General features: G+C 72.7%; 23 protein-coding genes. 16 read left to right on the forward strand and 7 right to left on the reverse strand.

What is annotated here, in order from left to right; translation table 11 throughout:
• Positions 1–54 precede the first annotated feature (54 nt).
• The 7 genes from sucC (at position 55) to ABFJ78_RS29175 (ending at position 7,734) form a co-directional block, all read left to right on the forward strand.
• A complete protein-coding gene (gene sucC, locus ABFJ78_RS29145; protein ID WP_436389772.1) occupies positions 55–1,224 on the forward strand; it encodes an ADP-forming succinate--CoA ligase subunit beta in 1,170 nt (389 codons plus the stop codon).
• 1 nt (position 1,225) lies between these two features.
• The gene (gene sucD, locus ABFJ78_RS29150) at positions 1,226–2,116 is read left to right on the forward strand and encodes a succinate--CoA ligase subunit alpha (RefSeq protein WP_436389773.1); all 891 of its coding nucleotides are present in this window, start codon (positions 1,226–1,228) and stop codon (positions 2,114–2,116) included.
• 207 nt (positions 2,117–2,323) lie between these two features.
• Complete coding sequence (locus ABFJ78_RS29155; RefSeq protein ID WP_436389774.1) at positions 2,324–3,106, forward strand: DUF5336 domain-containing protein; 783 nt, start codon at positions 2,324–2,326, stop codon at positions 3,104–3,106.
• A 144-nt stretch (positions 3,107–3,250) separates the two neighbouring features.
• On the forward strand, positions 3,251–4,702 hold the full coding sequence (locus ABFJ78_RS29160) for a cell division protein PerM (RefSeq protein ID WP_436389775.1): 1,452 nt from the start codon (positions 3,251–3,253) through the stop codon (positions 4,700–4,702).
• A gap of 78 nt (positions 4,703–4,780) precedes the next feature.
• A complete protein-coding gene (purN, locus tag ABFJ78_RS29165) occupies positions 4,781–5,398 on the forward strand; it encodes a phosphoribosylglycinamide formyltransferase (RefSeq protein WP_086682300.1) in 618 nt (205 codons plus the stop codon).
• Positions 5,388–6,950, forward strand: a complete 1,563-nt coding sequence (gene purH / locus ABFJ78_RS29170) for a bifunctional phosphoribosylaminoimidazolecarboxamide formyltransferase/IMP cyclohydrolase (protein ID WP_436389776.1) — start codon at positions 5,388–5,390, stop codon at positions 6,948–6,950. The genes purN and purH overlap by 11 nt, the downstream gene beginning before the upstream one ends.
• Before the next feature lie 28 nt (positions 6,951–6,978).
• Positions 6,979–7,734, forward strand: a complete 756-nt coding sequence (locus ABFJ78_RS29175; RefSeq protein WP_436389777.1) for a hypothetical protein — start codon at positions 6,979–6,981, stop codon at positions 7,732–7,734.
• Here the strand turns inward: ABFJ78_RS29175 and ABFJ78_RS29180 are convergent.
• From ABFJ78_RS29180 to ABFJ78_RS29190, 3 genes are all read right to left on the reverse strand, one after another.
• On the reverse strand, positions 7,731–8,237 hold the full coding sequence (locus tag ABFJ78_RS29180) for a GNAT family N-acetyltransferase (protein WP_436389778.1): 507 nt from the start codon (positions 8,235–8,237) through the stop codon (positions 7,731–7,733). The two genes, ABFJ78_RS29175 and ABFJ78_RS29180, sit on opposite strands and share 4 nt — an antisense overlap.
• Complete coding sequence (locus ABFJ78_RS29185; RefSeq protein ID WP_436389779.1) at positions 8,234–8,983, reverse strand: hypothetical protein; 750 nt, start codon at positions 8,981–8,983, stop codon at positions 8,234–8,236. Before ABFJ78_RS29185 ends, ABFJ78_RS29180 begins: the two co-directional genes overlap by 4 nt.
• 68 nt (positions 8,984–9,051) lie before the next feature.
• Complete coding sequence (locus ABFJ78_RS29190) at positions 9,052–9,519, reverse strand: GNAT family N-acetyltransferase (protein WP_436389780.1); 468 nt, start codon at positions 9,517–9,519, stop codon at positions 9,052–9,054.
• Positions 9,520–9,573: 54 nt separating this feature from the next.
• Here ABFJ78_RS29190 and ABFJ78_RS29195 point away from each other — a divergent pair, with 54 nt between their 5' ends.
• The 5 genes from ABFJ78_RS29195 to ABFJ78_RS29215 all read left to right on the forward strand — a co-directional run bounded on the left by ABFJ78_RS29195 (position 9,574) and on the right by ABFJ78_RS29215 (position 16,606).
• Positions 9,574–10,134 carry an HD domain-containing protein gene (locus tag ABFJ78_RS29195; RefSeq protein WP_436389781.1) on the forward strand — a complete coding sequence of 187 codons (561 nt, stop codon included), beginning with the start codon at positions 9,574–9,576 and terminating at the stop codon, positions 10,132–10,134.
• A gap of 154 nt (positions 10,135–10,288) precedes the next feature.
• Positions 10,289–10,993 (forward strand): hypothetical protein, encoded by a 705-nt coding sequence (locus ABFJ78_RS29200; protein WP_436389782.1) that lies wholly within the window; start codon positions 10,289–10,291, stop codon positions 10,991–10,993.
• A 127-nt stretch (positions 10,994–11,120) separates the two neighbouring features.
• The gene (locus ABFJ78_RS29205; RefSeq protein WP_436390152.1) at positions 11,121–12,683 is read left to right on the forward strand and encodes a DNA polymerase Y family protein; all 1,563 of its coding nucleotides are present in this window, start codon (positions 11,121–11,123) and stop codon (positions 12,681–12,683) included.
• Positions 12,684–12,685: 2 nt separating this feature from the next.
• Complete coding sequence (locus ABFJ78_RS29210; RefSeq protein ID WP_436389783.1) at positions 12,686–13,300, forward strand: hypothetical protein; 615 nt, start codon at positions 12,686–12,688, stop codon at positions 13,298–13,300.
• Entirely contained in the window at positions 13,301–16,606 is a 3,306-nt protein-coding gene (locus ABFJ78_RS29215; RefSeq protein WP_436389784.1) for an error-prone DNA polymerase, read from the forward strand.
• Here ABFJ78_RS29215 and ABFJ78_RS29220 read toward each other — a convergent pair.
• From ABFJ78_RS29220 to ABFJ78_RS29230, 3 genes are read right to left on the reverse strand one after another with little or no spacing between them, the layout of a single operon-like run.
• The gene (locus ABFJ78_RS29220; RefSeq protein WP_436389785.1) at positions 16,599–17,327 is read right to left on the reverse strand and encodes a class I SAM-dependent methyltransferase; all 729 of its coding nucleotides are present in this window, start codon (positions 17,325–17,327) and stop codon (positions 16,599–16,601) included. The two genes, ABFJ78_RS29215 and ABFJ78_RS29220, sit on opposite strands and share 8 nt — an antisense overlap.
• Before the next feature lie 31 nt (positions 17,328–17,358).
• Positions 17,359–17,787 (reverse strand): acyl-CoA thioesterase, encoded by a 429-nt coding sequence (locus ABFJ78_RS29225; protein ID WP_436389786.1) that lies wholly within the window; start codon positions 17,785–17,787, stop codon positions 17,359–17,361.
• A complete protein-coding gene (locus tag ABFJ78_RS29230) occupies positions 17,756–18,565 on the reverse strand; it encodes a helix-turn-helix domain-containing protein (RefSeq protein WP_436389787.1) in 810 nt (269 codons plus the stop codon). Before ABFJ78_RS29230 ends, ABFJ78_RS29225 begins: the two co-directional genes overlap by 32 nt.
• A 77-nt stretch (positions 18,566–18,642) precedes the next feature.
• On the opposite strand from ABFJ78_RS29230, the gene ABFJ78_RS29235 reads away from it, so the two are divergent.
• Both ABFJ78_RS29235 and ABFJ78_RS29240 read left to right on the forward strand, forming a co-directional pair.
• Positions 18,643–19,101: a VOC family protein gene (locus ABFJ78_RS29235; protein WP_436389788.1), complete on the forward strand. Its 459-nt coding sequence runs from the start codon at positions 18,643–18,645 to the stop codon at positions 19,099–19,101.
• Positions 19,102–19,123: 22 nt separating this feature from the next.
• A complete protein-coding gene (locus ABFJ78_RS29240; protein ID WP_436389789.1) occupies positions 19,124–19,711 on the forward strand; it encodes a pentapeptide repeat-containing protein in 588 nt (195 codons plus the stop codon).
• Between the two features lie 43 nt (positions 19,712–19,754).
• Here ABFJ78_RS29240 and ABFJ78_RS29245 read toward each other — a convergent pair whose 3' ends face one another.
• Entirely contained in the window at positions 19,755–22,532 is a 2,778-nt protein-coding gene (locus ABFJ78_RS29245; protein WP_436389790.1) for a glycohydrolase toxin TNT-related protein, read from the reverse strand.
• A gap of 223 nt (positions 22,533–22,755) precedes the next feature.
• Here ABFJ78_RS29245 and ABFJ78_RS29250 point away from each other — a divergent pair, with 223 nt between their 5' ends.
• Both ABFJ78_RS29250 and ABFJ78_RS29255 read left to right on the forward strand, forming a co-directional pair.
• Complete coding sequence (locus ABFJ78_RS29250) at positions 22,756–23,622, forward strand: bifunctional methylenetetrahydrofolate dehydrogenase/methenyltetrahydrofolate cyclohydrolase (RefSeq protein ID WP_436389791.1); 867 nt, start codon at positions 22,756–22,758, stop codon at positions 23,620–23,622.
• Positions 23,619–23,942 (forward strand): DUF3017 domain-containing protein, encoded by a 324-nt coding sequence (locus ABFJ78_RS29255; protein ID WP_436389792.1) that lies wholly within the window; start codon positions 23,619–23,621, stop codon positions 23,940–23,942. The genes ABFJ78_RS29250 and ABFJ78_RS29255 overlap by 4 nt, the downstream gene beginning before the upstream one ends.
• The last annotated feature ends 64 nt before the right edge of the window (positions 23,943–24,006 follow it).

The following is a 24,006-nucleotide window of genomic DNA, read 5'->3' on the forward strand; positions in this document are numbered from 1 at the left end:
AGCGCGGTCCGGCAACGGACCACCACAGTGGCGTGTCGTCAGGAGACTGGAGTAGTGGACCTCTACGAGTACCAGGCGAGGGATCTCTTCGCCGCCCACGGAGTACCGGTTCTGCCGGGCTCGGTGGCTAGCACCCCCGAAGAAGCCAAGACCGCCGCGGAGCAGATCGGCAACCAGGTCGTCGTCAAGGCGCAGGTGAAGGTCGGCGGCCGCGGGAAGGCGGGCGGCGTCAAGCTGGCCCAGACGCCCGACGAGGCGAAGGAGAAGGCGGAAGCCATCCTCGGCCTCGACATCAAGGGCCACATCACGCGTCGCGTGCTCGTGGCCGAAGCTTCGGACATCGCGTCCGAGTACTACTTCTCCTTCCTGCTGGACCGCGCGAACCGCACGTTCCTGGCGATGGCGTCCGCCGAGGGCGGCATGGAGATCGAGCAGCTCGCGGTCGAGCGGCCGGACGCGCTCGCGAAGATCCCGGTCGACGCGATCGCCGGGGTCGACAAGGCGAAGGCGCTCGAGATCCTGAAGGCCGGCAACTTCCCGGCCGAGATCATCGACGAAGCCGCCGACGTCGTCGTGAAGCTCTGGGAGACCTTCGTCTCCGAGGACGCCACCCTCGTCGAGGTCAACCCGCTGGTCCGCGACCCGCAGGACAAGATCATCGCCCTCGACGGCAAGGTCACCCTCGACGAGAACGCGGACTTCCGCCAGCCGGGCCACGAGGCCCTGGTGGACAAGGACGCGGAGAACCCGCTCGAGGCGAAGGCCAAGGCCAAGAACCTCAACTACGTCAAGCTCGACGGCCAGGTCGGCATCATCGGCAACGGCGCGGGCCTCGTCATGTCCACTTTGGACGTCGTGGCGTACGCGGGCGAGAAGCACGGCGGCGTGAAGCCGGCGAACTTCCTCGACATCGGCGGCGGCGCGTCGGCCGAGGTCATGGCGGCCGGCCTGGACGTCATCCTCAACGACGCCGACGTGAAGAGCGTCTTCGTCAACGTCTTCGGCGGCATCACCGCCTGCGACGCGGTGGCGAACGGCATCGTCGAGGCCCTGAAGATCCTGGGTGACGAAGCCAGCAAGCCGCTGGTCGTCCGCCTGGACGGCAACAACGTCGTAGAGGGTCGCAAGATCCTGGCGGACGCGAACCACCCGCTGGTCACCGTGGTGGACACAATGGACAACGCGGCCGACAAGGCTGCCGAGCTCGCCGCGGCAGGTGCGTGAGATGTCGATCTTCATCAACGAGAACAGCAAGGTCATCGTCCAGGGGCTCACCGGCTCCGAGGGCATGAAGCACGCGACCAAGATGCTGAAGTCCGGCACGAACATCGTGGGTGGCGTCAACGCCCGCAAGGCCGGCCAGACGGTCACCATCGAGGGCAAGGACCTCACCGTGTTCGGCACGGTCGAGGAGGCCATCAAGGAGACCGGCGCCGACGTCTCGGTCATCTTCGTGCCGCCGAAGTTCGCCAAGGACGCGGTCATCGAGGCGATCGACGCCGAGATCCCGCTGGCCGTCGTCATCACCGAGGGCATCCCGGTGCACGACTCGGCCTACTTCTGGGCGCACGCCGTCGCCAAGGGCAACAAGACCCGGATCATCGGCCCGAACTGCCCCGGCGTGATCAGCCCGGGCAAGTCGAACGCCGGCATCATCCCGGCCGACATCACCGAGGCCGGCGCCATCGGCCTCGTGTCGAAGTCGGGCACGCTGACCTACCAGATGATGTACGAGCTGCGTGACATCGGCTTCTCCACCGCCGTCGGCATCGGCGGTGACCCCATCATCGGGACCACCCACATCGACGCCCTCGCGGCGTTCGAGCAGGACCCCGAGACCAAGGTCATCGTGATGATCGGCGAGATCGGCGGCGACGCCGAAGAGCGCGCCGCGGCGTACATCAAGGAGAACGTGACGAAGCCGGTCGTCGGCTACGTCGCGGGCTTCACCGCGCCCGAGGGCAAGACCATGGGCCACGCGGGCGCCATCGTGTCGGGTTCCTCCGGCACGGCCGCCGCGAAGAAGGAGGCCCTCGAGGCCGCCGGCGTCAAGGTCGGCAAGACCCCGAGCGAGACCGCCGTCCTCGCGCGTGAGCTGTACGACAACCTCGGCTGAGGTTGACGCATTACTCCTGGTGAAGCCGGGCACCCACACGGGTGCTCGGCTTCACCTGGTTTGGGGACGAAACCTCCCGAGGTATTCACGCGTCTGATGGGTCGGTGGCTCCGGAGTGCGCTAGCGTTCTGCGCACACGAGCCGCCTTGTCTTCCCCGGGTGTCCTGGTACCCCGGAGTGCCGGTCGAACCGACAGGAGTGCATCCGATGACCTTCCCCAGCGGTGGGCCCGGCTACCCCCAGCAGGGTGGCGGCCAGCAGCCCCCCGGACCGCCGTCCAGTGGCTTCCCGGCGCAGCAGCAGCCGCCCCACTCGCACCAGGCTCCGTCGGGAGGTGTCGCGAACCTGACGCACAACCTGCCGCTGATGCTCGCGCTCGGCGTCGCGCTCTTCGGCGTCGTCCAGTACTTCCTCGGCTTCTCCGACTCCGGCGACGTCGGCCTCGGCGGCGTGTTCCTGCTGGGCGGCGGCCTGCTCGCCGCGATGCACGCGCTGCCGAAGGGCCCGAAGACGTTGCCGTTCGCGGCGCTGTTCAGCGTCCTCGGCGCGCTCTACGTCCTGGACCAGCTGATCGGGATGCAGACGTCGCCCGGCATCATCACCGTCATCCTGATCCTGGGCATCCTGCAGATGGCCGCCGCGGTCGCCGCGCTGCTGATCGACCAGGACGTGCTCAAGCCGCCGGCGCCGAAGCCCGCCGCCGCGCCCTACAGCGGCCAGTTCGGCCAGCCCGGCCAGCAGCAGTACGGCCAGCAGGGGCAGCCGGGCCAGCAGGGTCAGCAGTTCGGCCAGCCGGGGCACGGCCCGGTCGCCCCGGGCGGGGACGCTCCGTTCGGGCAGGGTCAGTACGGCTCGCCGAACCCGCCGTCGACCACGCCGCCGCCGGGGCAGCAGGCCACGACGTACGCCCCGCAGCAGGGCTCGTTCTTCCAGCAGCCGCCGTCGGACAACCCGGGCACGCCGCCCGGCGGGTTCGGCAAGTCGAACTGACGCACCTCCTGAAACACCCGCTGTGACGCAGAGTGTCACAGCGGGTGTTTTGCACTCCGGGGGTTACTCGACCGGGTGGGTTAGCTTCCCCACTCCTCCGGGCGGCGGCGTGGCTCACCCGGTCGGACCAGCGCGGATGTCAGGGTGCGGATCATGGACCTGCTCACCGACTCCCGCGAGGAGCCGGTGGGCGACCTCGGACCCGACGTCGAACTGTCCCGGGCGGCGCGGGTGCGGGTGTTGCTCGCCGCCGCCCTCGGCCCGCTGGTCACCGGCTACGCCGCCGTCGCGACCGTGCTGACGCTGGTCACCCTCACCGCCGAGCGCACCGTCTTCTCCGGCACCGGTGTGCTGCTGGCCGCCGGCCCCGGCTGGCTCGCCGCGCACCAGGTGCGTCTCGACCTCGGCGGTCACCCGATCGGCGTGCTGCCGCTGCTGCCGACGCTGGGCGCGCTCGCGCTGGCCGCGCGGACGGCGGCGGGTGCCGCCACGCGCCTCGGCTGCCGGTCGCCCCGCGAAGCGCTGCCGGTGTTCGGCACGATCGCGAGCGCGCACGCGCTGTTCGGGCTGGCCATCGCGCTCGGCGCGCACGGCTCGCCGGTGACGGCCGACCCGCTGGTCGCGTTCGCCGTGCCGGGCTTGCTGGCCGCGCTGGCCGCGGGCGCGGGCATCGTCCGGTGCTGCGGGCTGCCGGACGTCGTAGCCGTGCGCCTCGACCCCCTCGCCCTGCGCGGGGTCCGGGCCGGCGCGCTCGGGCTCGCGGTGCTGGTGGCCTGCGGTGGCGTCGTGTTCACCGTCGCGACCGCGCTGTCCTGGCGGACGGTGGCCGACATGTACGAGCCCGCGCTCGGCAGCAGCTTCGGGATGTTCCTGCTGTCCGTCCTCTACCTGCCCAACGCCGTGGCGGCGACACTCTCGTTCGTCGCCGGCCCGGGGTTCTCGATCGGCGACCTGACCGTCGGGATGTTCGGCTACCGCGGCGGCGCCGTCCCCGGCGTCCCGCTGCTCGGTGGCCTGCCCGAGCACCACGCGGCGTGGTGGCCGGCGCTGTTGGTGCTGCCCGCGGCGACGGGCGCGCTCGTCGGCTGGTCGCTGCGCAAGGTGGACGCCGATCCGGCGCAGCGCATCCGCGCGGTCGCGGTGGCCGGCGCGGTGGTCGCGCTCGGCTGCGTCGCGCTGGGCACGCTGTCCGGCGGACGGCTCGGCGACGGCCCGTTCGACCCGGTGAGCGTTCCGGTCGGCGTCGCGTCGGTGGTCGCGTTCTGCTGGATCGTCATCCCGGGCTCGTTCGTCGCGTTCTTCGCCGGCGAGCACGAACCGCCGGCGCCGCCGCCGGAGGCCCTCGAAGACAACGAAGCCTTCGAGGACGCCGACGAGGTCGACGCCGAAGAAGCGGCCGAAGCCGTCGAGGAACTCGAAGCGTCCGAAGAGGACGAAGAAGCCGAAGCGCCCGAAGAAGAACCCGGCGAGGACACGGAGTTCGACGCCGAAGCGGACGCCGAACTCGGCCTCGACGACGTCGCGGCCGAGGACGAAGCTGTGACCGGAGGCACCGAGACCTGCGGCGACGTCGAGCCGGACGAGACCGACCGTTAGGGTTGTCGTGACCTGGTGAAGCGCCGTGCGCACCGGCTGCGCACCGCCCGCGGCAAGGAGCCCGCTCTGTCTCAACGGTTGGAGCTGCCCACCCCGGTGAAGCTCGTCGTGCTCGCGTCGGGCTCCGGCACCCTCCTGCAGGCGGTGCTGGACGCCACCGCGCGGTCGGGCTTCCCGGCCAAGGTCGTCGCCGTCGGCGCCGACCGCACCGGCATCGAAGCGCTGACCCGCGCCGAGCGCGTGAGCATCCCGTCGTTCACGGTCCGCGTCGCCGACCACCCCGACCGCGCCGCCTGGGACAAGGCGCTGACCGAAGCCGTCGCGGCCTACCAGCCCGACCTGGTCGTCTCCGCCGGGTTCATGAAGATCCTCGGCGAGCAGTTCCTCGGCCGGTTCACCGTGGTCAACACGCACCCGGCGCTGCTCCCGTCGTTCCCCGGGATGCACGCGGTCCGCGACGCCCTCGAGGCCGGCGTCAAGGTCACCGGCTCGACAGTGCACTTCGCGGACGCCGGGGTCGACACCGGGCCGATCATCGCCCAGGAGGCGGTCGTCGTGGAGCACGACGACACCGAAGACGTCCTGCACGAACGGATCAAGGCCGTCGAACGCAGGCTGCTGGTGGAAACGATCGAGCGACTCGGCCGCGGTGGCTGCACCGTGGACGGACGAAAGGTGACATTTCGTGAGCACTGACCTGGGACGGCGCCCGGTCCGCCGGGCGCTGATCGGCGTCTCGGACAAGGCGGGCCTGCTGGACCTCGCGACCGGCCTGCACGCGGCCGGCGTCGAGATCGTCTCCACGGGCGGCACGGCGAAGGTCATCGCCGACGCCGGTGTCCCGGTCACGCCGGTCGAAGACGTCACCGGCTTCCCCGAGTCGCTCGACGGCCGCGTCAAGACGCTGCACCCGCGCGTGCACGCCGGCCTGCTCGCCGACCAGGGCAACCCCGACCACGTCGAGCAGCTGCGCAAGCTGGAGATCGCGGCGTTCGACCTGCTGGTCGTGAACCTGTACCCGTTCACGCAGACGGTCGCGTCCGGCGCGAGCCCCGAGGACTGCGTCGAGAACATCGACATCGGCGGCCCGGCCATGGTCCGCGCGGCGGCGAAGAACCACGGCAGCGTCGCGGTCGTCGTCGACCCGGCCCGCTACGGCTGGGTGCTCGAGCGCGTCGCCGACGGCGGCTTCGACCTCGACGACCGCAAGCGCCTCGCGGCCCAGGCGTACGCGCACACGGCGTCGTACGACATCGCCGTCGCGTCCTGGTTCTCCAACGTGTACGCGCCCGCGGACGACTCCGGCTTCCCCGAGTTCTCCGGCATCAGCTGGGAACGCGGTGAAGTGCTGCGCTACGGCGAGAACCCGCACCAGAAGGCCGCGCTGTACAAGGGCCACCGGGCCGGCCTCGCGCACGCCGAGCAGCTGCACGGCAAGGCCATGTCCTACAACAACTACGTCGACACCGACGCCGCCCGCCGCGCCGCGTTCGACTTCGCCGAGCCCGCCGTCGCGATCATCAAGCACGCCAACCCGTGCGGCATCGCGGTCGGCACGGACATCGCCGAGGCGCACCGCAAGGCGCACGCGTGCGACCCGGTGTCGGCCTACGGCGGCGTCATCGCGATGAACCGGCCGGTCAGCCGCGAGGCCGCCGAGCAGATCGCCGAGGTCTTCACCGAGGTCGTATTGGCGCCGGACTTCGACGCCGAGGCGCTGGAGATCCTGCAGCGCAAGAAGAACATCCGGCTGCTGAAGCTGCCGGAGATCGCGCACCCGGCGCCGATCGAGTTCCGCCAGATCTCCGGCGGCGTGCTCGTGCAGACCGTCGACGCGATCAACGCTCCGGGCGACGACCCGGCGTCGTGGACGCTGGCGACCGGCACCCCGGCCGACGAGCAGACCCTGCGCGACCTCGAGTTCGCGTGGCGCTCGCTGCGCGCGGTGAAGTCGAACGCGATCCTGCTCGCCGCGGACGGCGCGACCGTCGGCGTCGGCATGGGCCAGGTCAACCGCGTCGACTCGTCGCGGCTGGCGGTTTCGCGGGCGGGCGACCGGGCGAAGGGCTCGGTCGGCGCGTCGGACGCGTTCTTCCCGTTCCCGGACGGCCTGGAGGTGCTGCTCGAGGCGGGCGTCCGCGCGGTCGTGCAGCCCGGCGGCTCGGTCCGCGACCCCGAAGTGATCGCGGCCGCGGAGAAGGCGGGCGTCACGATGTACCTGACGGGAACGCGCCACTTCGCGCACTGATCCCGCGCGCTTCGAGAGGGAGGGCTCGATGCAGCAACCACCACCGCCGTACGGGCAGGGACAGCCGGGCTACGGGCAGCAGGGGCCGTATCCCCAGCAGCCCGGCTACCCGCCGCCCGGGTATCCGCAGCAGGGCTATCCCGGTTACGGCCCCGGCTACGGCGCGCCGGTGCCGCCGCCGAAGAAGAAGCGGACCGGGCTGGTCCTCGGGATCGTCGGCGCGGTGGTCGTGCTGCTCGGCGTGGGCATCCCGGGCGCGATCTTCGCGAGCGACTACTTCGCGAGCACCGGCGCGGCACCGTCGTCGTCGCCGGTGCCCGCCGAGTGCCAGGTCCCGGCCCAGACGCTGGAGAAGGCGGGTTTCCCGAGCTTCGCGCTGGGCGGCCCGGGTACCGCGAACGTGCCCGGCCTCAAGCAGGTCAACTGCAGCTGGAAGCCCGGCCCCGACGAGAACGTCCGCGACGCGACGTTGAGCGTCCGGCTCACGGCGTACTCCGGGGAGAACGCGCGGGATTCGGCGAACCACCTGTACCAGCCGATCGCCCCGGCGGTCCCGCCGACGGAGGTCAAGGGCCTCGGCGACAAGGCGACACTGGTCCGGCTCGTGACGCAGAGCGCGTTCAGCGGGTCGGAACTGCACATCCTGAAGGGCACGACGGTCGTCATCGTCGAGGTGTCCGGCTGGGACAAGGGCTTCTTCTCGAACTCGCCGATGCCGCAGCAGGAGACCGACGACGCGGTGAAGGCGGTCGGCGCGGAGGTCGTCAAGAAGCTGGGGCGCTAAGGCCGGAAGAGCGCGTAGACCACCTCGTCGCGCCAGCCGCCGTCGCGCCAGGTGACTTCGCGCAGCACACCTTCACGGTGGAAACCGGCTCGCTCCAGCGTTTTCTGCTCGGCGACGTTCCCGCCGTCGGTGAACGCTTCGAGCCGGTGGGCGCGGGTGACCGCGAACAGGTGCGCGACGAGCAGCCGGTGCGCCGTCAGGCCGATGCCCCGGCCGCGGTGTTCCGGCAGCAGCGTCAGGCCGATCTCGAAGCAGCCGCCCGCGGGCCCGCCGCGGTCGGCCGCCTCCCAGCTCGCCATGCCCGCGACGGCGTCGTCCGCCGTCACGGCCAGCGCCGCGTCGTGCGGGCCGAGGTAGCCGTCTTCGGCCCAGCGCCGCCGGCGCACCCGCGGGTCGGCGAACCCGGTCCACTGGTGCGGGCCCAGCACCGCCGGGTCCGTCGCGAACCGGTCCAGGACCGGCAGGTCCTCCTCGCGGAACGGCCGCAGCGCGACGTCGGTCACGCGGGGGCGGGCAGGGTCTTGCAGAGCGCGACCGGGAACTTCGGGTCGGCCGCCCGGATGTCCGCGCAGCCGGCCGTCTTGACCTGCGCGAACGACGTCCAGCCGGCGTCGCTCCAGCGGAAGACCGCGCGGGCGGGCGGGTCGGTCTGGCGCAGCAGGAGGTCGAGGACCAGCCAGCCCTGGTCGCAGGCGCGGGTGGTGCCCGCGCTCTCGGCACCGGTCGCGGACACCGCGGCGCCGATCCACGCCGGGTCGCAGTGGTCGGCGGGCGGGGCGCAGGTGCCCTGGGGCGCGCAGTGGCCCCAGCCGGCGCCGAGCTTGTGCCAGGCGTTGCCGTTGTCGCCGTTGAGGACCACCGTGCGGTCGGCGACCGGGGTGGCCGTGGCCAGCAGCAGCTCGGACGCGACCTTGTCCTGGCACCCGCCCGATGCGGGCCGCGTCGAGTAGACGACGTCGGCGCGCACGTCGGTCTTGGTCTCCACGATCTGTTCGATGCGCGGTTCCCGGACACAGCCCGGGTCCTTGCCGGGCAGGGCGACCTGCACGAGCAGGCTGGTCGGCTCCGGCCCCGGCCGGATCCCGGTGACGTCGGCGCGGAACGAGCGCCATTCGGCGCCCATCGTCGTCGGCCCGGGTGCCGCGGCCTTGGCGCCGGGCACCCCGCCGCCGGCGGTCAGCACGACGGCTGCCACCGCGCCCGCCGCGACCAGCGCTCCGGCGACCCACAGAACCGGCCGTTTGGTCATCGCCCACCCCCAGAAGTCCACCGGGCAATCTAGCCGACGCCGCAGCGTCAGGCGGGCGGACCGGGTTATTAGCGGTGTGTGACGTCCTTCTCCAGGTACACCGCGCCGCTGATGTGCCCGCCGGCGTCGGGCGCGTCGGTGAGCCGGTAGCCGGCCCGCTGGTAGAGCGTGATGTTCCGGGTGCTGCGCGCCCCGGTGAACAGCGCGAACCGGCGCGCTTCGGCGGGCGCGTGCGCTTCGGCGTGCTCGAGCAGCCGCCTCCCGAGCCCGCGCCCGGCGAGGTCCGGCGCGACCATCAGGCGGCCCAGCTCCCAGCGGTCGCCCTCGAGCCGGGCCCGCACCGCGCCGACCAGCCGGTGGTCCTCGCGCAGCACCCACACGGACCAGGTCTTCGTCCAGTCGCGGACGTCTTCGAGGGTTTCGTGCAGCGCGGGGATGTCGAGGGTGTCGTTGAGGACGGCCTCCTGGACCCAGCAGCAGCGTTGCAGGACGAGCAGTTCCGGGCAGTCTTCGGGCCGGGCTTCGGTGAGCTCCACGGAGTGTGTCTAGCGAGCGAGGTTCGGCGCGGGCAACTTCATTACCGTGGCGGGGTGACCGATCTTCTGCGCGCCGCGCTGGACGCCCCGGGTTTCTCGCCGCTGCCCCCGCGGGCGCGGGACCTGCTGGAGACGCTGGACGCGCCGCCGCGGCTGGGGGCGCACCTGCGCGTGGTGCACGACGTCGCCGTCGCGCTGACCGGGTGGGCCGCGGACCGCGTCGCGTTCGACGCCGAGGCCGTGCTGTTCGGCGCGGCCACGCACGACATCGGGAAGGTCCGGCATCCCGAAGAGCTCTCCGGGCCGGGGTCGGCGCACGAGCCGGCCGGGTACGCGTTGCTGCTGTCGCACGGCGTTCCCGAGGGCCTGGCGCGGTTCGCCGGGACGCACGGGTCCTGGTCCGCGCCGGACGTGACGGTCGAAGACCTGCTCGTCAGCTTGGCGGACAAGGTGTGGAAGGGGAAGCGGGTGCCGGACCTGGAGTCGCGGGTCGCGGGGCTCTTGGCCGGCGAGCCCTGGGAAGCGTTCCTGGTGCTGGACGACGAGCTTTCCCGGATCGCCGCGGGGGCCGACGCGCGCCTCGCGTTCCAGAGTGCGTACCCCACCAGTGGGTGACTTGACACCTCGGATGGTTCGCGGTTGACTTGTCCACGTCGAACAAGTGTTCGACGTGGAACCGCCGCCTTCCCCGCGGCGAACCAGTGCCGTCGGTCGTGTTTTTGGGAGAGGCCCGACCGCCGGCCTAGTCCGTGGTGGGGAGGTGCGTGCGGTGACCGCTGTGGTGGAGCCGCCGGTGGCCCGGCTGGCGGCCCTGCCCGGGGTCAGCACGGCGAGCCGGGTCGCGGCCCAGGCCGAGCGTGCGCGGGTGACGGGAAGGGTGCTCCCGGTCGCCCCCGCGCTGGCCGGGCTGCTGCCGGCCGCCGGGCTCCGGCGCGGGAGCACGGTCGCGGTCCACGGGGGGACGTCGCTGCTGCTCGCGCTGCTCGCCGAGGCCACCGCCACCGGGTCGTGGGCGGCCGTGGTCGGCATGCCGTCGCTGGGGCTGGCGGCGGCGGCCGAGTACGGCGTGGACCTCGGCCGGGTGGCGCTGGTCCCGCGTCCGGGGGCAGAGCTCCCGGCGGTGGTGGCGGCGCTGCTCGACGGGGTCGACCTGGTGGCGGTCCACTCGGAGACGGTCCAGGCAGCCGTGGCGCGGCGGTTGTCTGCCCGAGCACGGCACCGAGGGGCGGTGCTGCTGTCGTTCGGCGCGTGGCCGGGGGCCGACGTCGAGCTGTCGTGCCGGTATTCGGCATGGGCCGGGCTCGAGGACGGCTACGGGCACCTGCGCGAGCGGGAGGTGACGGTGCGGGCCCGCGGGCGGGGGGCCGCGGCTCGTCCGGTGACGGCTTCGGTGGCGCTGCCCGGTCCGGGTGGGTCGCTCGCTGCTCGTGGTGCTTCCGTTGCCGTTCCCCTCCGCGAGGAGGCGACGGCATGACGGCCGCCGGTCCACAATGGACAACTCAGGCGCTCGGCGTCGCGAGCCACCCCGGTCTCCGCCCGTCTCGCGGGGAGGCCGCATGACCGTCCCCGAGCAACGGCGGTCCGCCGAGCTCGCCACCCGGATGCTCGTCCTCTGGTGCCCGGACTGGCCGGTCGTCGCCGCGGCGGCCGTCGGCGGTGTGCCCGTTACCGCGCCCGCCGCCGTCTTCAGCGCGAACCGCGTCGTCGCGAGCAATGCCGGCGCCCGGCGCAACGGCGTCCGGCGGGGGATGCGGCGGCGGGAAGCGCAGTCGAACTGTCCGGACCTGGCCGTCTTCGCCGCCGACGACGGCCGGGACGCTCGGCTCTTCGAATCCGTCGCGCGGGCGGTCGAAGGGCTCGTCGTCGGGGTCGAGGTCGTGCGGCCCGGGCTCGTCGCCGTCCCCGTCGACGGTGCCGCCGGGTACTTCGGCGGCGAGCACGCGCTCGTCGAACGGCTCGTCGACGAGGTGTCCGCCGAGGCCGGCGTCGAATGCCAGGTCGGCGTCGCCGAAGGGCTCTTCGCCGCGACGCTCGCCGCGCGGTGCGGGGAGTTCGTCGAGCCCGGGCGCGTCGCCGAATTCCTCGCCCCGCTGCCCGTCACCGAGCTCGACCAGCCCGGCGCCGACCGCGCGGAGCTCGTCGACCTGCTGCGGCGCCTCGGGCTGCGCACCCTCGGCGCGTTCGCGGAGCTGCCGGAACGCGACGTCGTCCACCGGTTCGGCGCCGCCGGCGTGCTGGCCCACCGGTTGGCGCGGGGCCGGTCCGAACGGCCGCCGCTGCGCCGAAGCCCGCCACCCGAGCTGACGCTGACCGAGGAGTTCGACCCGGTCGTCGAGCGGGTGGACGTCGCCGCGTTCCTCGCCAAGGGCCTCGCGACGCGGTTCTGCGCCGCGCTCGCCGGCCACGGACTGGCCTGCACCCGGCTCGGCATCTACGCGGTCACCGAAGAGGGCGAACACCTCGGCCGTGCGTGGCGGTGCGCGGAGCCGCTGACGCCCGCCGGCGTCGCCGATCGCGTCCGGTGGCAGTTCGAAGGCTGGCTGCGCGCGGCCCCGGGGCAGCGCCCGACGTCCGGCGTGGTGCGGCTGCGGCTGGAACCCGAGGAGGTCGTCGAGGGGCGGTCGCTGCAGCTCGACCTGTGGCAGAACGGCGGTTCCGAGGAGGAGGACGAGCGAGCGGCGCGAGCGTTCGTGCGTGTCCAGGGCCTGCTCGGGCCGGAGGGCGTGGTGACACCGCTGCTCGACGGCGGCCGCGACCCGGCGGGTCGCGCCCGGCTGGTGCCGTGGGGCGACCCGCGCGAGCCGTCGACGCCCCCGGACGCGACGTGGCCAGGGCGGCTGCCGGCCCCGTCCCCGGCGACGGTCCTCGACCGCCCGGTCCCGGCCCAGGTGTTCGACGCCGACGGCCGCCCGGTCGGCATCACGCCGCGCGACCAGCTGACGGCGATCCCGCACGGGCTGAGCCTCACCGGCGGGCAGCCGAGGGAGGTCGTGGGGTGGGCGGGGCCGTGGCCCCTGGCGGGCGACCGCCGAAGACCGGGCCCGCCCCGCGCGCGGCTGCAGTTGCTGCTCGCGGGCGAGCCGGACGACCCGCCCGAGGCGGTGCTGCTGCACTGCGCGGGCACGGAAAATCCACTGTGGACGGTCGAGGGAGTGTACGACTGAGCATGGACGAGGACTACGCACGCAAGCTCCGCGCCTGGTTGAGCGCCGAGCCGGAGGCAACCCCGCGCGGCGCGGAGGAAGAGCGCGAGTGGCTGCGCGAAGTGCCGGCACCCGCGCCCGACGGCGGATGGACCCCCGACGACCGGCCGCCGGGACAGGCGCGGGCCGCCGACGAGCGGCTGCCGGCCCCGGCTTCGGACGAGCGGTGGACGGTTCGCGGCCGGCTGCCGCGGGAGCCGGTCGAGGAACTCGAGGAGGAGTGGGTGTGCCCGGTCATCGCGCTCCCGGTCCCGCGAGTCTCGGAGGAGAACGGCTGCAGGATGAGCGGCGCCGACGAACGGCGATCCCGGAATCGCCGCTTGCCCGGCGACCGGCTCGGTGCGAGCGAAACCGCCGAGCGGTCCCGGCGCCTGCCCGGCGAGGCAGCCACCGCCCAGCCCGGCGCGAGCGAAACCTCCGACCGGCGCCCTCAAATCTGGCGCGGCGAAGCGCCCGCCACCCCACCCGGCATGAGCGAAGCCGAAGCCCGCAGCCGCTGGAACCACCCCAGCAACTGGCACCGCCGCCGCCGGGCCGAGGGCCAACAACGCGACCCCGACCAGCCCGGGAGCCACTGAATGGGCTGGAACAACCCACCCGTCCCCTGGAAGGACCTCGCCCGCACCCTCGCCGGCGGGGCTCCTCCCGGTGACCACGGCGACAGCCCCGCCTGGGGCCGCCGCCGGGAGGCCTACCGGCGGCCCGGGGACCTTCCCACCCGGCGCAACGACGACGGCGGCGAGACCGTCCGCGTCCCCTACGCCGAACTGCACTGCCACTCCAACTTCAGCTTCCTCGACGGCGCCAGCCACCCCGAAGAGCTCGTCGAAGAAGCCGCTCGCCTTCACCTCGACGCCATCGCCCTCACCGACCACGACGGCATGTACGGCGTCGTGCGCTTCGCCGAGGCCGCGCGGGAACTCGGCGTCAACACCGTCTTCGGCACCGAGCTCAGCTTCGGCCTCACCAATCCCCAGAACGGCGTCGCCGACCCCGAAGGCGAACACCTCCTTCTGCTCGCCCGCGGGGACCAGGGCTACCGCGCCCTCTGCCGAGCCATCACGGCCGGCCAGATCCACGAAAAAGCCGAAAAGGGCCGGCCGATCTACGACCTCGACGCCGTCGCCGAAGAGGTCGCCGGGCAGTGCGTCGTCCTCACCGGCTGCCGCAAGGGCGCCGTGCGCTCGGCCCTCGTCACGGACGGCCCGAGAGCCGCTGCCGAACAACTGGAACACCTCATAGACCGCTTCGGCCACGACAACGTCTACGTTGAGCTCACCGACCACCGCCAACCGCTCGACAGCACGCACAACGACGTCCTCACGAAACTCGCCGAGGACCTGAAACTCCCCACCGTCGCCACCACTGCCGCGCACTACGCCCGACCCGAACGCGCCCCGCTCGCCGACGCCCTCGCCGCGATCCGCGCCCGTCGCGGCATCGACGAGCTGGAGGGCTGGCTCCCCGCCGCCGGGACGGCGTTCCTCCGCAGCGGCGCCGAAATGGACGTCCTGTTCCGGCGCTACCCCGGCGCCGTCCGCCGCTCCGCCCTGCTGGGCATGGAATGCGCGTTCCCGCTCAAGCTGATCGCCCCGAAGCTGCCGCCGTTCGACGTCCCCGAGGGGCACACCGAGACGACCTACCTTCGCCACCTGACGTGGGAGGGCGCCGAAGAACGCTTCGAACACAAGCCACACGAGGAAAAGGCGAAAGAGCAGATCAAGCACGAACTCGCGATCATCGAGCAGCTCGGCTTCCCCGGGTACTTCCTGATCGTCTGGGACATCGTCCGGTTCTGCAAGGACAACAACATCCTCTGCCAAGGCCGGGGCTCGGCCGCGAACTCGGCCGTCTGCTACGCGCTCGGCATCACGAAGGTCGACTCGGTGGCCAACGAGCTGCTCTTCGAGCGCTTCCTCGCCCCGGACCGCGACGGCTACCCCGACATCGACCTCGACATCGAGTCCGACCGCCGCGAGGAGGCCATCCAGTACGTCTTCGAGAAACACGGCCGGCTCAGAACCGCGCAGGTCGCGAACGTCATCACCTACCGCGCCCGGTCGGCCGTCCGCGACGCCGCCCGCGCCCTCGGCTACTCGCCGGGCCAGCAGGACGCCTGGAGCAAGCAGATCGACCGCTGGGGTTCGTTGCGCAGCACCGAAAAGGACCACGACCACGACATCCCGGACGAGGTCGTGCAGCTCGCCTTCGCCCTCGAGGACTTCCCGCGCCACCTCGGCATCCACTCCGGCGGGATGGTCATGTGCCACGAGCCGGTGAGCCAGGTCGTGCCGGTCGAGTGGGCGCGGATGGAAAACCGCAGCGTCATCCAGTGGGAGAAGGAAGACTGCGCGGCCGCCGGGCTCGTCAAGTTCGACCTGCTCGGCCTCGGCATGCTCTCGGCGCTGCACTACATGCTCGACCTCGTCGCCGAACACAAAGGCGAGAAGGTCGACCTCGCCGAGCTCGACCTCACCGACCAGAAGGTCTACGACATGCTCTGCCGCGCCGACGCGATCGGCGTGTTCCAGGTGGAGAGCCGCGCCCAGCTGGCGACCCTGCCCCGCCTGAAACCCCGGGAGTTCTACGACCTCGCCGTCGAAGTCGCGCTGATCCGGCCGGGCCCGATCCAGGGCGGCTCGGTGCACCCGTACATCCGCCGCAAGCAGGGCCGCGAGGAGTGGAGCTACGACCACCCGCTGCTGGAAAAAGCTCTGCACAAGACCAAAGGCGTGCCGCTCTTCCAGGAGCAGATGATGCAGATCGCGCTGGACGTCGCGAACTTCACCGCGGCCGAGGCCGACCAGCTGCGGCACGCGATGGGGTCGAAGCGGTCGGACCGGAAGATGGACCGGCTGCGGCAGCGGTTCCTCGAAGGCGCCGCCGCGAACGGCGTCGAAGACGAGCTCGCGCAGCAGATCTTCCTGAAGCTCAAGGCGTTCGCGAACTTCGGCTTCCCGGAGAGCCACGCGCTGAGCTTCGCGCACCTGGTGTTTTCCAGCGCCTACTTCAAGCTCTACCACCCGGACGCGTTCCTCGCGGGCCTGCTGCGCGCGCAGCCGATGGGGTTCTACTCACCGCAGTCGCTGGTCGCCGACGCGCGGCGCCACGGCGTCACCGTGCACGGCCCCGACATCAACCGCAGCCTGCCGCACGCCACCCTCGAATCCGGCACCGGGCAGTTCCACGACGTGCGCACCGGGCTGAGCACCGTCCGGATGATCGGCGAAGACGTCGCGAAGCGGATCGTGGCCGAGCGGCTCACGAACGGCGACTACACCGACATGGCCGACGTCGCCCGCCGCGTGCGGCTGACGACCCCGCAGATAGAGGCCCTCGCCACGGCGGGCGCGTTCGCCGGGTTCGGCGGCGACCGGCGGCAGGCGTTGTGGACCGCGGGCGCCGTCGCCGGGGAACGCCCGGAAAAGCTGCCGGGTCTGGTCGGTGCGCAGGCGCCGACGCTGCCCGGGATGGACGGCCTCGACCTCGCGGCGGCGGACGTCTGGGCGACCGGGGTCTCGCCGGACAGCTACCCGACCGAGTTCATCCGCGACCGTCTCGACGCGCTCGGCGTCATCCCGGCGAACGGCCTGGCCGACCTCGACGACGGCGCGCGCGTGCTGATCGGCGGCGCCGTCACGCACCGCCAGCGCCCGGCGACCGCGGGCGGCGTCACCTTCCTCAACATCGAGGACGAGACGGGGATGGTCAACGTGATCTGCACGCTCGGCCTGTGGCAGCGCTACCACCGCGTCGCGCGCGCCAGCCCGGCGCTGCTGATCCGCGGGGTGGTGGAGAAGGCCGACGGCGTCGTGAGCGTCCTCGCCGACCGCGTCGAGGCGCTGCCGATGCGGATCAAGGCGAAGTCGCGCGACTTCAGGTGAGGGGCCGCCGGACGATCGTGATGATCTCCGGGCTCGCGTCGGTCACCGGGGTGCGGTCCCAGTCGCCGTACTGCTCGTCGACGACCAGCCCGGCTTCCTCGACGAACGTCGAAAGCGCTGGAACGTCGAGGAAGCGCAACGTGCTTTCGCTGTACTGCGGCGCGTCCCACTGAGGGCTTTCGTACGTCGTCGTGAAGCTGACGTACCCGTTCTCGAACGGCCCGGCGTCGTTCCACGACCGCACGTCGCCGGTTTCCCAGACGTGCGAAGGCGTCCAGCGCTCCCAGCCGCGGGCGGCGGGGTTGCGCGTCTCGAAACCGAACCGGCCGCCCGGCTTCAGCGCGCGGTGGATCGCCGAGAACGCCGTCCGCAGCTCGTCGTCGGTCAGCAGCACCTGGAACGCGTGCCCGGTCATCACGGCGAAGTCGAACTCGGCGGCCCAGGACGCGGTCGACAAGTCGCCGTGCACCCACTCGATGTCGTCCCGGCGGCGGGCTTGGAGCAGCATGCCCTCGGCGGGGTCGAGCCCGACGAGCCGGCCGTCGTGGCCGGACTCGCGCGCCCAGTGCAGCAGGGAACCGGTGCCGCAGCCGACGTCGAGGACGGACCCGGCGGCCATGATCATCGGCAGGTAGAACTCGAAGTCGCCGCTGCTCTCCCGCGGGTTCAGCGCGTCGTAGAGCGAGGCGAGGTACGGGTCGACGTAGTCGTGATCGGGCACGGCGCCACCGTAGTGAGCGGGCCGGGAAAGATCACGCGGTTTTCGGGTCCAGGCCGAGCAGTTCGGGGCGCGCGGCCAGCTCCCGCCAGTACGCGCCGGGGTCGGGCAGCAGCCGCCGCCGGTCCAGGTCCAGCAGGCCGGACACGCTGGTGACGTCGGCGACGAGCGCGCCGTCCGGCGCGTGGAACTCCTGCGTCACCCGCGAGGTTTTGCCCGTGCCCCAATGGAATTCGCAGCCGACCGAGACCTCGCTGCCGGGGACGAGTTCGCGGTGGAACCGCACGGTCGTCTCCAGGTTCACCGGGCCGATCCGGCGCGCGGCCAGCTCGCCGAGGACGATCCCGGCTTCCTGGACGCACACCCAGCGCGCGTGGTCGGCGTAGGCGAGGTAGGCCGGGCCGCGGACGTGCCCGTTGACGTCGAGGTCGTCAGCGCGCACCGCGATGGTGACTCGGAACATGCACCCGATCCTGGCGCGCGGACACCGGGCAAGTCTGGAACTTTTCGGCCACCCGCACGAGCGCGGCGGGGGAGGAGCCGGAGAGGCGGCGGCATTCGCGCCCCAGGTGGGACTGGTCGGCGTACCCGAGCCCGGCGGCGACGCCGGCCAGTGTCGTCCGCCCGGCCGCGAGGGGTTCCAGCAGGCGCAGGAACCGCTGGAACCGCCGCACGCGGTGCAGCTGCTTCGGTCCGGCGCCGACGGCGTGGACGAAGTGCCGCCGCAGCGCGCGTTCGCTGATCCCCACGGCGAGGTCGGATGTCCGCGTGGCCGTGCCGAGGGCCTGAACGGCGCCCAGCACCCGCCGGTCCGGCGTCGCGCCGCGGCGAGCGACGAGCGTTTCCAGAATTCCGCGCTGCGCTTCGGGAACGGCCGACGCGAGCTGTTCTTCGGCGAGCCGGGCGTCCGCACCCCAGAGGTCACTCAGCCTGGTCACCGCGGACAGCTCCGGCATGGCCGTGCCGAGCACGGCGGCCGCGGCGCCGCAGCGCAGCCGCACGCCGACCCGCGACGCGGAGGCCGGGACCCACAGCCGCAGGGGAGCGCCGACGGTGACGACGACCGTGAGCGCTTCGCCGTCCCAGACGAGGTCCGCGCAACCGTCGGGGAGGACGCGCAGGGGCCGCGCCCAGCCGGTGCGCCCGTGCCAGCCGCAGGCCACCACGTCGGCCAACGCGGCAGGCGGCGCGACTTCGCGGTACACCGACCGCGCCGCCACCGGCCGCAGCGGAACTCCCATGGACCCAGTATGCAGCGGTCAACAACTGACCTAATTCGCTTCTACGGTCGGGACCACACCGAACGAGGAGGAAATTCATGGTTCCCGACGGCTACACGACGGTCACCCCGTGGATCATCGGCCACGACACGGCCGGCCTGATCGACTTCCTGGAGCAGGCGTTCGACGCCGAGGAAATCGCCCGGGTCGTCGGCGAGGACGGGAAGATCGGCCACGCCGAAGTGCGCATCGGCGACGCGGTCGTGATGGCGTTCGACTCGCCCGCCGGCTGGGCCGCAACCCCGGCTTTCCTGCGGCTTTACGTGCCGGACAGCGAAGAAACGCAGCGTCGCGCGATCGAAGCGGGCGCGACCGAGGTGACGCGCCAGACGGTGTTGTTCTTCGGCGACCGCGTCGGCCGCGTGCGCGACCCCTTCGGCAACCTGTGGTGGATCCAGACCCGCCTGGAGAACCTCGACGAAGCCGAGCTGGCCCGGCGCGCGCAGCTGCCGGAGTACGTCGAGGCGATGAACTACGTCCAAGGCATGCGACCGTGAGCGGTGTGGCACCCTGGAAGCCGTGCTGGAGACGGGGGAGGACTACCGCGAAGCGGTGTTGTCCGGGCAGTGGTGGGAAAAGCGGCGGTTCACCGGCTGCGACTTCACCGGGGCGGACCTGAGCGGGCTGCGGACCCGCGGCTGCACCTTCGACGACTGCGTGTTCAGCCGGGCCGACCTGTCCCGCTCGCGGCACGACGCCTCCGCCTTCCGCTCGTGCACCTTCGACCGGACGGTGCTCGTCGAAAGCCGCTGGACGTCGTGCTCGCTGCTCGGCTCGTCGTTCACCGACAGCGGGTTCGGCGGCATCGCCTTGACCGAGTGCGACCTCTCGCTGGCGTCGCTGGCGAAGGCGCGGCTGCGCCGGCTGGGCCTGTCCGGGCTGCGGCTGCGCGAAGCCAACCTGACCGAAGCGGACCTGACCGGCGTCGACCTGCGCGGCAGCGACCTCACCGGCGCGCGCCTGCAGGCCGCCAAGTTCGACGGCGCGGACCTGCGCGGTGCGCGTCTCGACGCGAACGCCCTCGTCCAGGCCGACCTGCGGGGCGCCGAGGTCGACGTCGAGACCGCCATCGCCTTCGCCGCCGCGCACGGGCTCGTCGTCCGCTGAAACCACGAAGGCCCCGGCAGTGCCGGGGCCTTCGAAGCGGGACTCAGTCGATCGGGGGTTCGCCCGGGTCGAGCTCGATGAGGTCGCCCTCGGCGAGCAGCTCCTCGATCGACGCCGGCAGCAGGTACGCCGACCCGCCGCCCGGCTGGTTGAACCACGGGATCGCGACGCCGGCCAGCGTCTCCAGCGGCCGCTGCACGCGGTAGACGTGGTACGGCCGGTTCACCCACTCGGGCACCAGCGACCGCTCGGCGAACGGCGTGCCCGCCGCGTACGTCAGGTTGCCGTTCGGGCCGCCGAAGCGGTCCAGCTCGCTGCCCGCGGGCAGCTCGCGCAGCTCCTTGCCGCGGAACAGCGTCAGCGGCGGCTCGCCGGCCAGCGGCCCGATCGGCCACTGCTGCTGGCCACCGCCACCACCGCCGTTGACGGCCGGGCGGGCCGGCTCCTCACGACGCGGGGGCGCCGGCGGGGCGGCCGGAGCGGGCGGCGGCACCGGCGGGGCACCCTGCGGCACCGGAGCGGCCAGGATGGTCGGCGCCGACGGCGGCTCACGCCGGGGCGGCGCGGGGGCCGCGGGCGGCGGACCGGCCTGCTGCTGCGCCAACGGCGGCGGCCCGGCCGGGACCGGTGCGGGCGGAGCGGGCTGGCGCGGCGGGGCCGGCGGTTCGTCGTCCTCGAGGTCGCCGAAGAGCTCCTCGGTGCTCGTGAACGCCGTCTGCTCCTGCGGGGGCACCGGGTCCGGCTTGCGGACCGGGTACGACCCGGTCGCGACCTCCGGCGACAGCGTCGCGACGACCCGCTGCGGCGCCGGTTCCGGCTCGGGCTCGGGCTCCGGTTCGGGCTCCGGTTCCGGCTCGGGCACGTGGCCCTCCGGGTTCAGCAGCAGCTTGCCGAGCATGAACGCGGCCGCGTCCTCGGCGTCGCCGAACACCGCGGGGTTGCTGAGCTTGCCGTCGTACCAGCCGACGCGCCAGCCCTCGTCGACCTCCTCGACGCTCCAGCCGTGCTCGGCGGGCTCGCCCAGCTTGTAGCCGCTTTCGGGCACCTCGAGCTCGTCCAGCTTGGCCTGCAGGCCGGCGAGCACGGGGTGGTCCGGGGTCTCGCGGCGCAGCGCGCGGCGGCCGGAGCGGGGCGCCGGCGCCGCGGGCGGCTCGGGTTCGGGCTGGGGTGCCGGGGCCGGCGGCTCCGGCACCGGCAGCACGCCGGGCACCTCGGGCTGGGTGATCATGGTCGGCGGGCCGGGGTCGAACGCCGGCTGCTCCTCACGCCGCGGCGGCTGGAACCCGGCGTGGGCGGGCTCTTCCTGACGCGGTGGCTGGAACCCCGCGTGGGCGGGCTCCTCCTGCCGCGGCCGGCCGGGCTCGAAGGCCGCGTGCGCCGGCTCGTCCTGCCGCGGCTGGAACCCGGGCGGCTCCTCGCCCCCGTGCGACCCGCCGTGCTCCTCGTCCCGGTGCTGCGGGAACGCGGCTTGCTCGTCGTCCTCGCGGTGCTCGTCGTCCCGGTGCTGACCGGCGTCGAACGCGGGGGCGTCCTCGGCGTGCGACGGCTCGGCTTCATGCGGAGCCTCGAACGCGACGCCGTCACGCGGTTCGTCCTCGTGCCCGATCGGCTGGTCGGGGACGTATTCCGCGGTCTCCTCGAGGTCGGGCACCCGGCCCGGCTCCGGCGACGTGCCGTTCGAGCCCGCGGCGTGCTCCGGGTGCTCGTACTCCTCCTCGCCGTAGGAGTCCTCCTCGGCGAAGCGGTCGTCGAACTCCCGGTCGTCGTAGGCCTCTTCGGCGAACTCGGTCCCTTCGGCGTAGCCGTGCTCCTCGGCCGGCGCCTCGGGGGTGTGGGCCGCCTCTGCCGGCGCGGGCGGCTCCTGGTGCTGCGGCGGCACGGCGGGCACGGCTGGCGCGACCATGGTCGGCGGCGGGCCCTGCGGCGCCTGCTGCTGCGGCGGCGGACCCTGGGGCGGCGGCCCGGCCGGGCGCTGCTGCTGCGGCAGCGGCTGGTTGCCCCGCGTCAGGTACGCGCCGGCGGCCTGCAGCGTCGGCTCGTCGACCGGCGGCAGCGTGAAACCGACCGCCCGGACGTGCTCGACCAGGTCCAGCTCCGGCGAAACGCCGTACTTGCGCAGGTAGAAGTTGACGGCGGCGGGCCAGATCCACTGGCCGTCGCTGTGGAAGGCGACCGGCACGGTGGCCTCGGGCGTCGCGGCGAGCCGGTCGATGTCGTACCCGCGTTCGGTGACGACCAGCGGCGCGTGGTCCAGGTACTCCAGCAGCCGGTCCTGCTCCTCGACCTCGAGGTCGGGGCGGTTGATCACCGGGCGGCCGGCCGGGCCGATCGTGTCGAAGATCCGGGCGATCCGGAAGTGCGGGCCGGGCTGCTCCGGGCCGAGCCCGGACATCCGCCGGATCAGCCACTCGGGCACGTTCTCCTCGGTCCGCGGGAACATCCGCAGCTCGTCGGAGTAGGCCTGCGGCGGCGGCGCGAGGTTCCACACCGGCTCGTCGCGGTTGTACTCGAGGTTGTAGCTGGACGGGTGGTCCAGCTGGTAGCGCGCGTTGAACCACGTTCCGCGGCCGTCGCGGTACATGCCCCCGCGCAGCCTGCCGAAGAGGGTCGCGATGTCGTGGGTGGCGAGCCACTCGTGGACCGTGCCGTCCTCGGTGACGATCTCGCCGGTCAGCTCGTGGTACCTCCCGACGGCTCGGTACTCCGCGGTGACCTTGCGCCAGTCGCGCGGAGCGGCACGCAGCAGGGCAAGTCCGATCTGCTTGACCAGGGTGTCCTGCTCGGTCGCGTTCAGCTGCGTCGTCGGTTGTGCCACCCGCACATTTTGACTGTTCGCGCGCGCGTGTGCACCCCGCATGTGGGTTTTGCCGCTCGGCGACCCGGCGGCACCCGGTCTGACCTCGCGTGATGCGAAGTGCGGTAGATCACAGCTTGATCGCGGCGAGCGTCGCGAATGGACCGTGTGGGGTAGCGGCCAGTCTACGGGCAGCGACCACCCACGCCTGGAAGCGACGCGCGGGGGTCGCTTTGCCAGAATGGGGCCCGTGACGGCGAAGATTCTCGACGGCAAGGCCACCAAGAATGCCATTTTCGCGGAGCTCGAGCCGCGCGTCGCGGCGCTGGCCGCGAAGGGGGTGACGCCGGGCCTGGGCACCGTCCTGGTCGGGGACGACCCGGGGTCGCATTCCTACGTGCGGATGAAGCACGCGGACAGCGGCAAGATCGGGGTCAACTCGATCCGCCGCGACCTGCCGGCCGACATCACCCAGGAGAAGCTCGAAGCCGTCATCGACGAGCTGAACGCCGACCCGGCGTGCCACGGCTACATCGTCCAGCTGCCGCTGCCGAAGCACCTCGACGCGAACCGCGTCCTCGAGCGCATCGACCCGGAGAAGGACGCCGACGGCCTCGCCCCGGTCAGCCTCGGCCGGCTCGTGCTGGGCCAGCGGGGCGCGCTGCCGTGCACGCCGTACGGGATCATCGAGCTGCTCAAGCGCCACGGCGTCGAGCTGAACGGCGCGCGCGTGACGGTGGTCGGCCGCGGCATCACCGTCGGCCGCACGCTGGGGCTGCTGCTGACCCGCCGGAGTGAAAATTCGACCGTGACCCTCTGCCACACCGGCACCCGGGACCTCGCGGCCGAGGTCCGCCGGGCCGACATCGTGGTCGCCGCGGCGGGCGTGCCGGGGATCATCACGCCGGACATGGTCGCCCCGGGCGCGGCGGTCCTCGACGTCGGCGTGTCCCACGTGGACGGCAAGCTCACCGGCGATGTTCACCCGGACGTGGCCGAGGTGGCGGGCTGGCTCTCCCCGAACCCCGGCGGCGTCGGCCCGATGACCCGGGCGATGCTCGTGAGCAACGTCGTCGAGGCGGCCGAGCGCGCGGTCCAGGGTCTTCAGGGCCGATGACGATGACCGAGGACCGGCGGGACGTCCACGACCGCCGGAGCAGGCAGTCCCGGTTCACGCAGCTGCCGTTCGCGGCGGTGCTGCTGGTGGTGGCCGTCGCGGCGCTGCGGATCGTCCAGTACCACTGGCGGGAGGGCGCGGCGCTGATCGGCGCCGCGCTCCTCCTCGCCGCGGTGCTGCGGACGGTGCTGCCGACCGCCAAGGCCGGGCTGCTCGCGATCCGCGGCAAGGTCGTGGACATCGTGACCTACACCGGGCTGGCGGCAGCGGTGCTGTACGTGGCCCTGACGATCATCGGCGGCCCGTTCGCGTCTTCTTAGGACGCCCCAAGTTGGATCTTTCGTCGAGAAAGATGAGTGTTTTGGGACGCGGCTCTCAAGATGT

It is taken from the genome of Amycolatopsis sp. MEPSY49, from assembly GCF_051337345.1.
In the GTDB taxonomy this organism is placed as follows: Bacteria; Actinomycetota; Actinomycetes; order Mycobacteriales; family Pseudonocardiaceae; genus Amycolatopsis.

Bases quoted from the DNA above. Each gene is read 5' to 3' on its own strand.
- ABFJ78_RS29155 (WP_436389774.1), top strand. From the start codon at position 2,324: ATGACCTTCCCCAGCGGTGGGCCCGGCTACCCCCAGCAGGGTGGCGGC.
- ABFJ78_RS29255 (WP_436389792.1), top strand. From the start codon at position 23,619: ATGACGATGACCGAGGACCGGCGGGACGTCCACGACCGCCGGAGCAGG.
- sucD (WP_436389773.1), top strand. From the start codon at position 1,226: ATGTCGATCTTCATCAACGAGAACAGCAAGGTCATCGTCCAGGGGCTC.
- ABFJ78_RS29205 (WP_436390152.1), top strand. From the start codon at position 11,121: ATGCTCGTCCTCTGGTGCCCGGACTGGCCGGTCGTCGCCGCGGCGGCC.
- ABFJ78_RS29210 (WP_436389783.1), top strand. From the start codon at position 12,686: ATGGACGAGGACTACGCACGCAAGCTCCGCGCCTGGTTGAGCGCCGAG.
- ABFJ78_RS29225 (WP_436389786.1), bottom strand. From the start codon at position 17,787: ATGTTCCGAGTCACCATCGCGGTGCGCGCTGACGACCTCGACGTCAAC.
- ABFJ78_RS29175 (WP_436389777.1), top strand. From the start codon at position 6,979: ATGCAGCAACCACCACCGCCGTACGGGCAGGGACAGCCGGGCTACGGG.
- ABFJ78_RS29230 (WP_436389787.1), bottom strand. From the start codon at position 18,565: ATGGGAGTTCCGCTGCGGCCGGTGGCGGCGCGGTCGGTGTACCGCGAA.
- ABFJ78_RS29215 (WP_436389784.1), top strand. From the start codon at position 13,301: ATGGGCTGGAACAACCCACCCGTCCCCTGGAAGGACCTCGCCCGCACC.
- ABFJ78_RS29185 (WP_436389779.1), bottom strand. From the start codon at position 8,983: ATGACCAAACGGCCGGTTCTGTGGGTCGCCGGAGCGCTGGTCGCGGCG.
- ABFJ78_RS29235 (WP_436389788.1), top strand. From the start codon at position 18,643: ATGGTTCCCGACGGCTACACGACGGTCACCCCGTGGATCATCGGCCAC.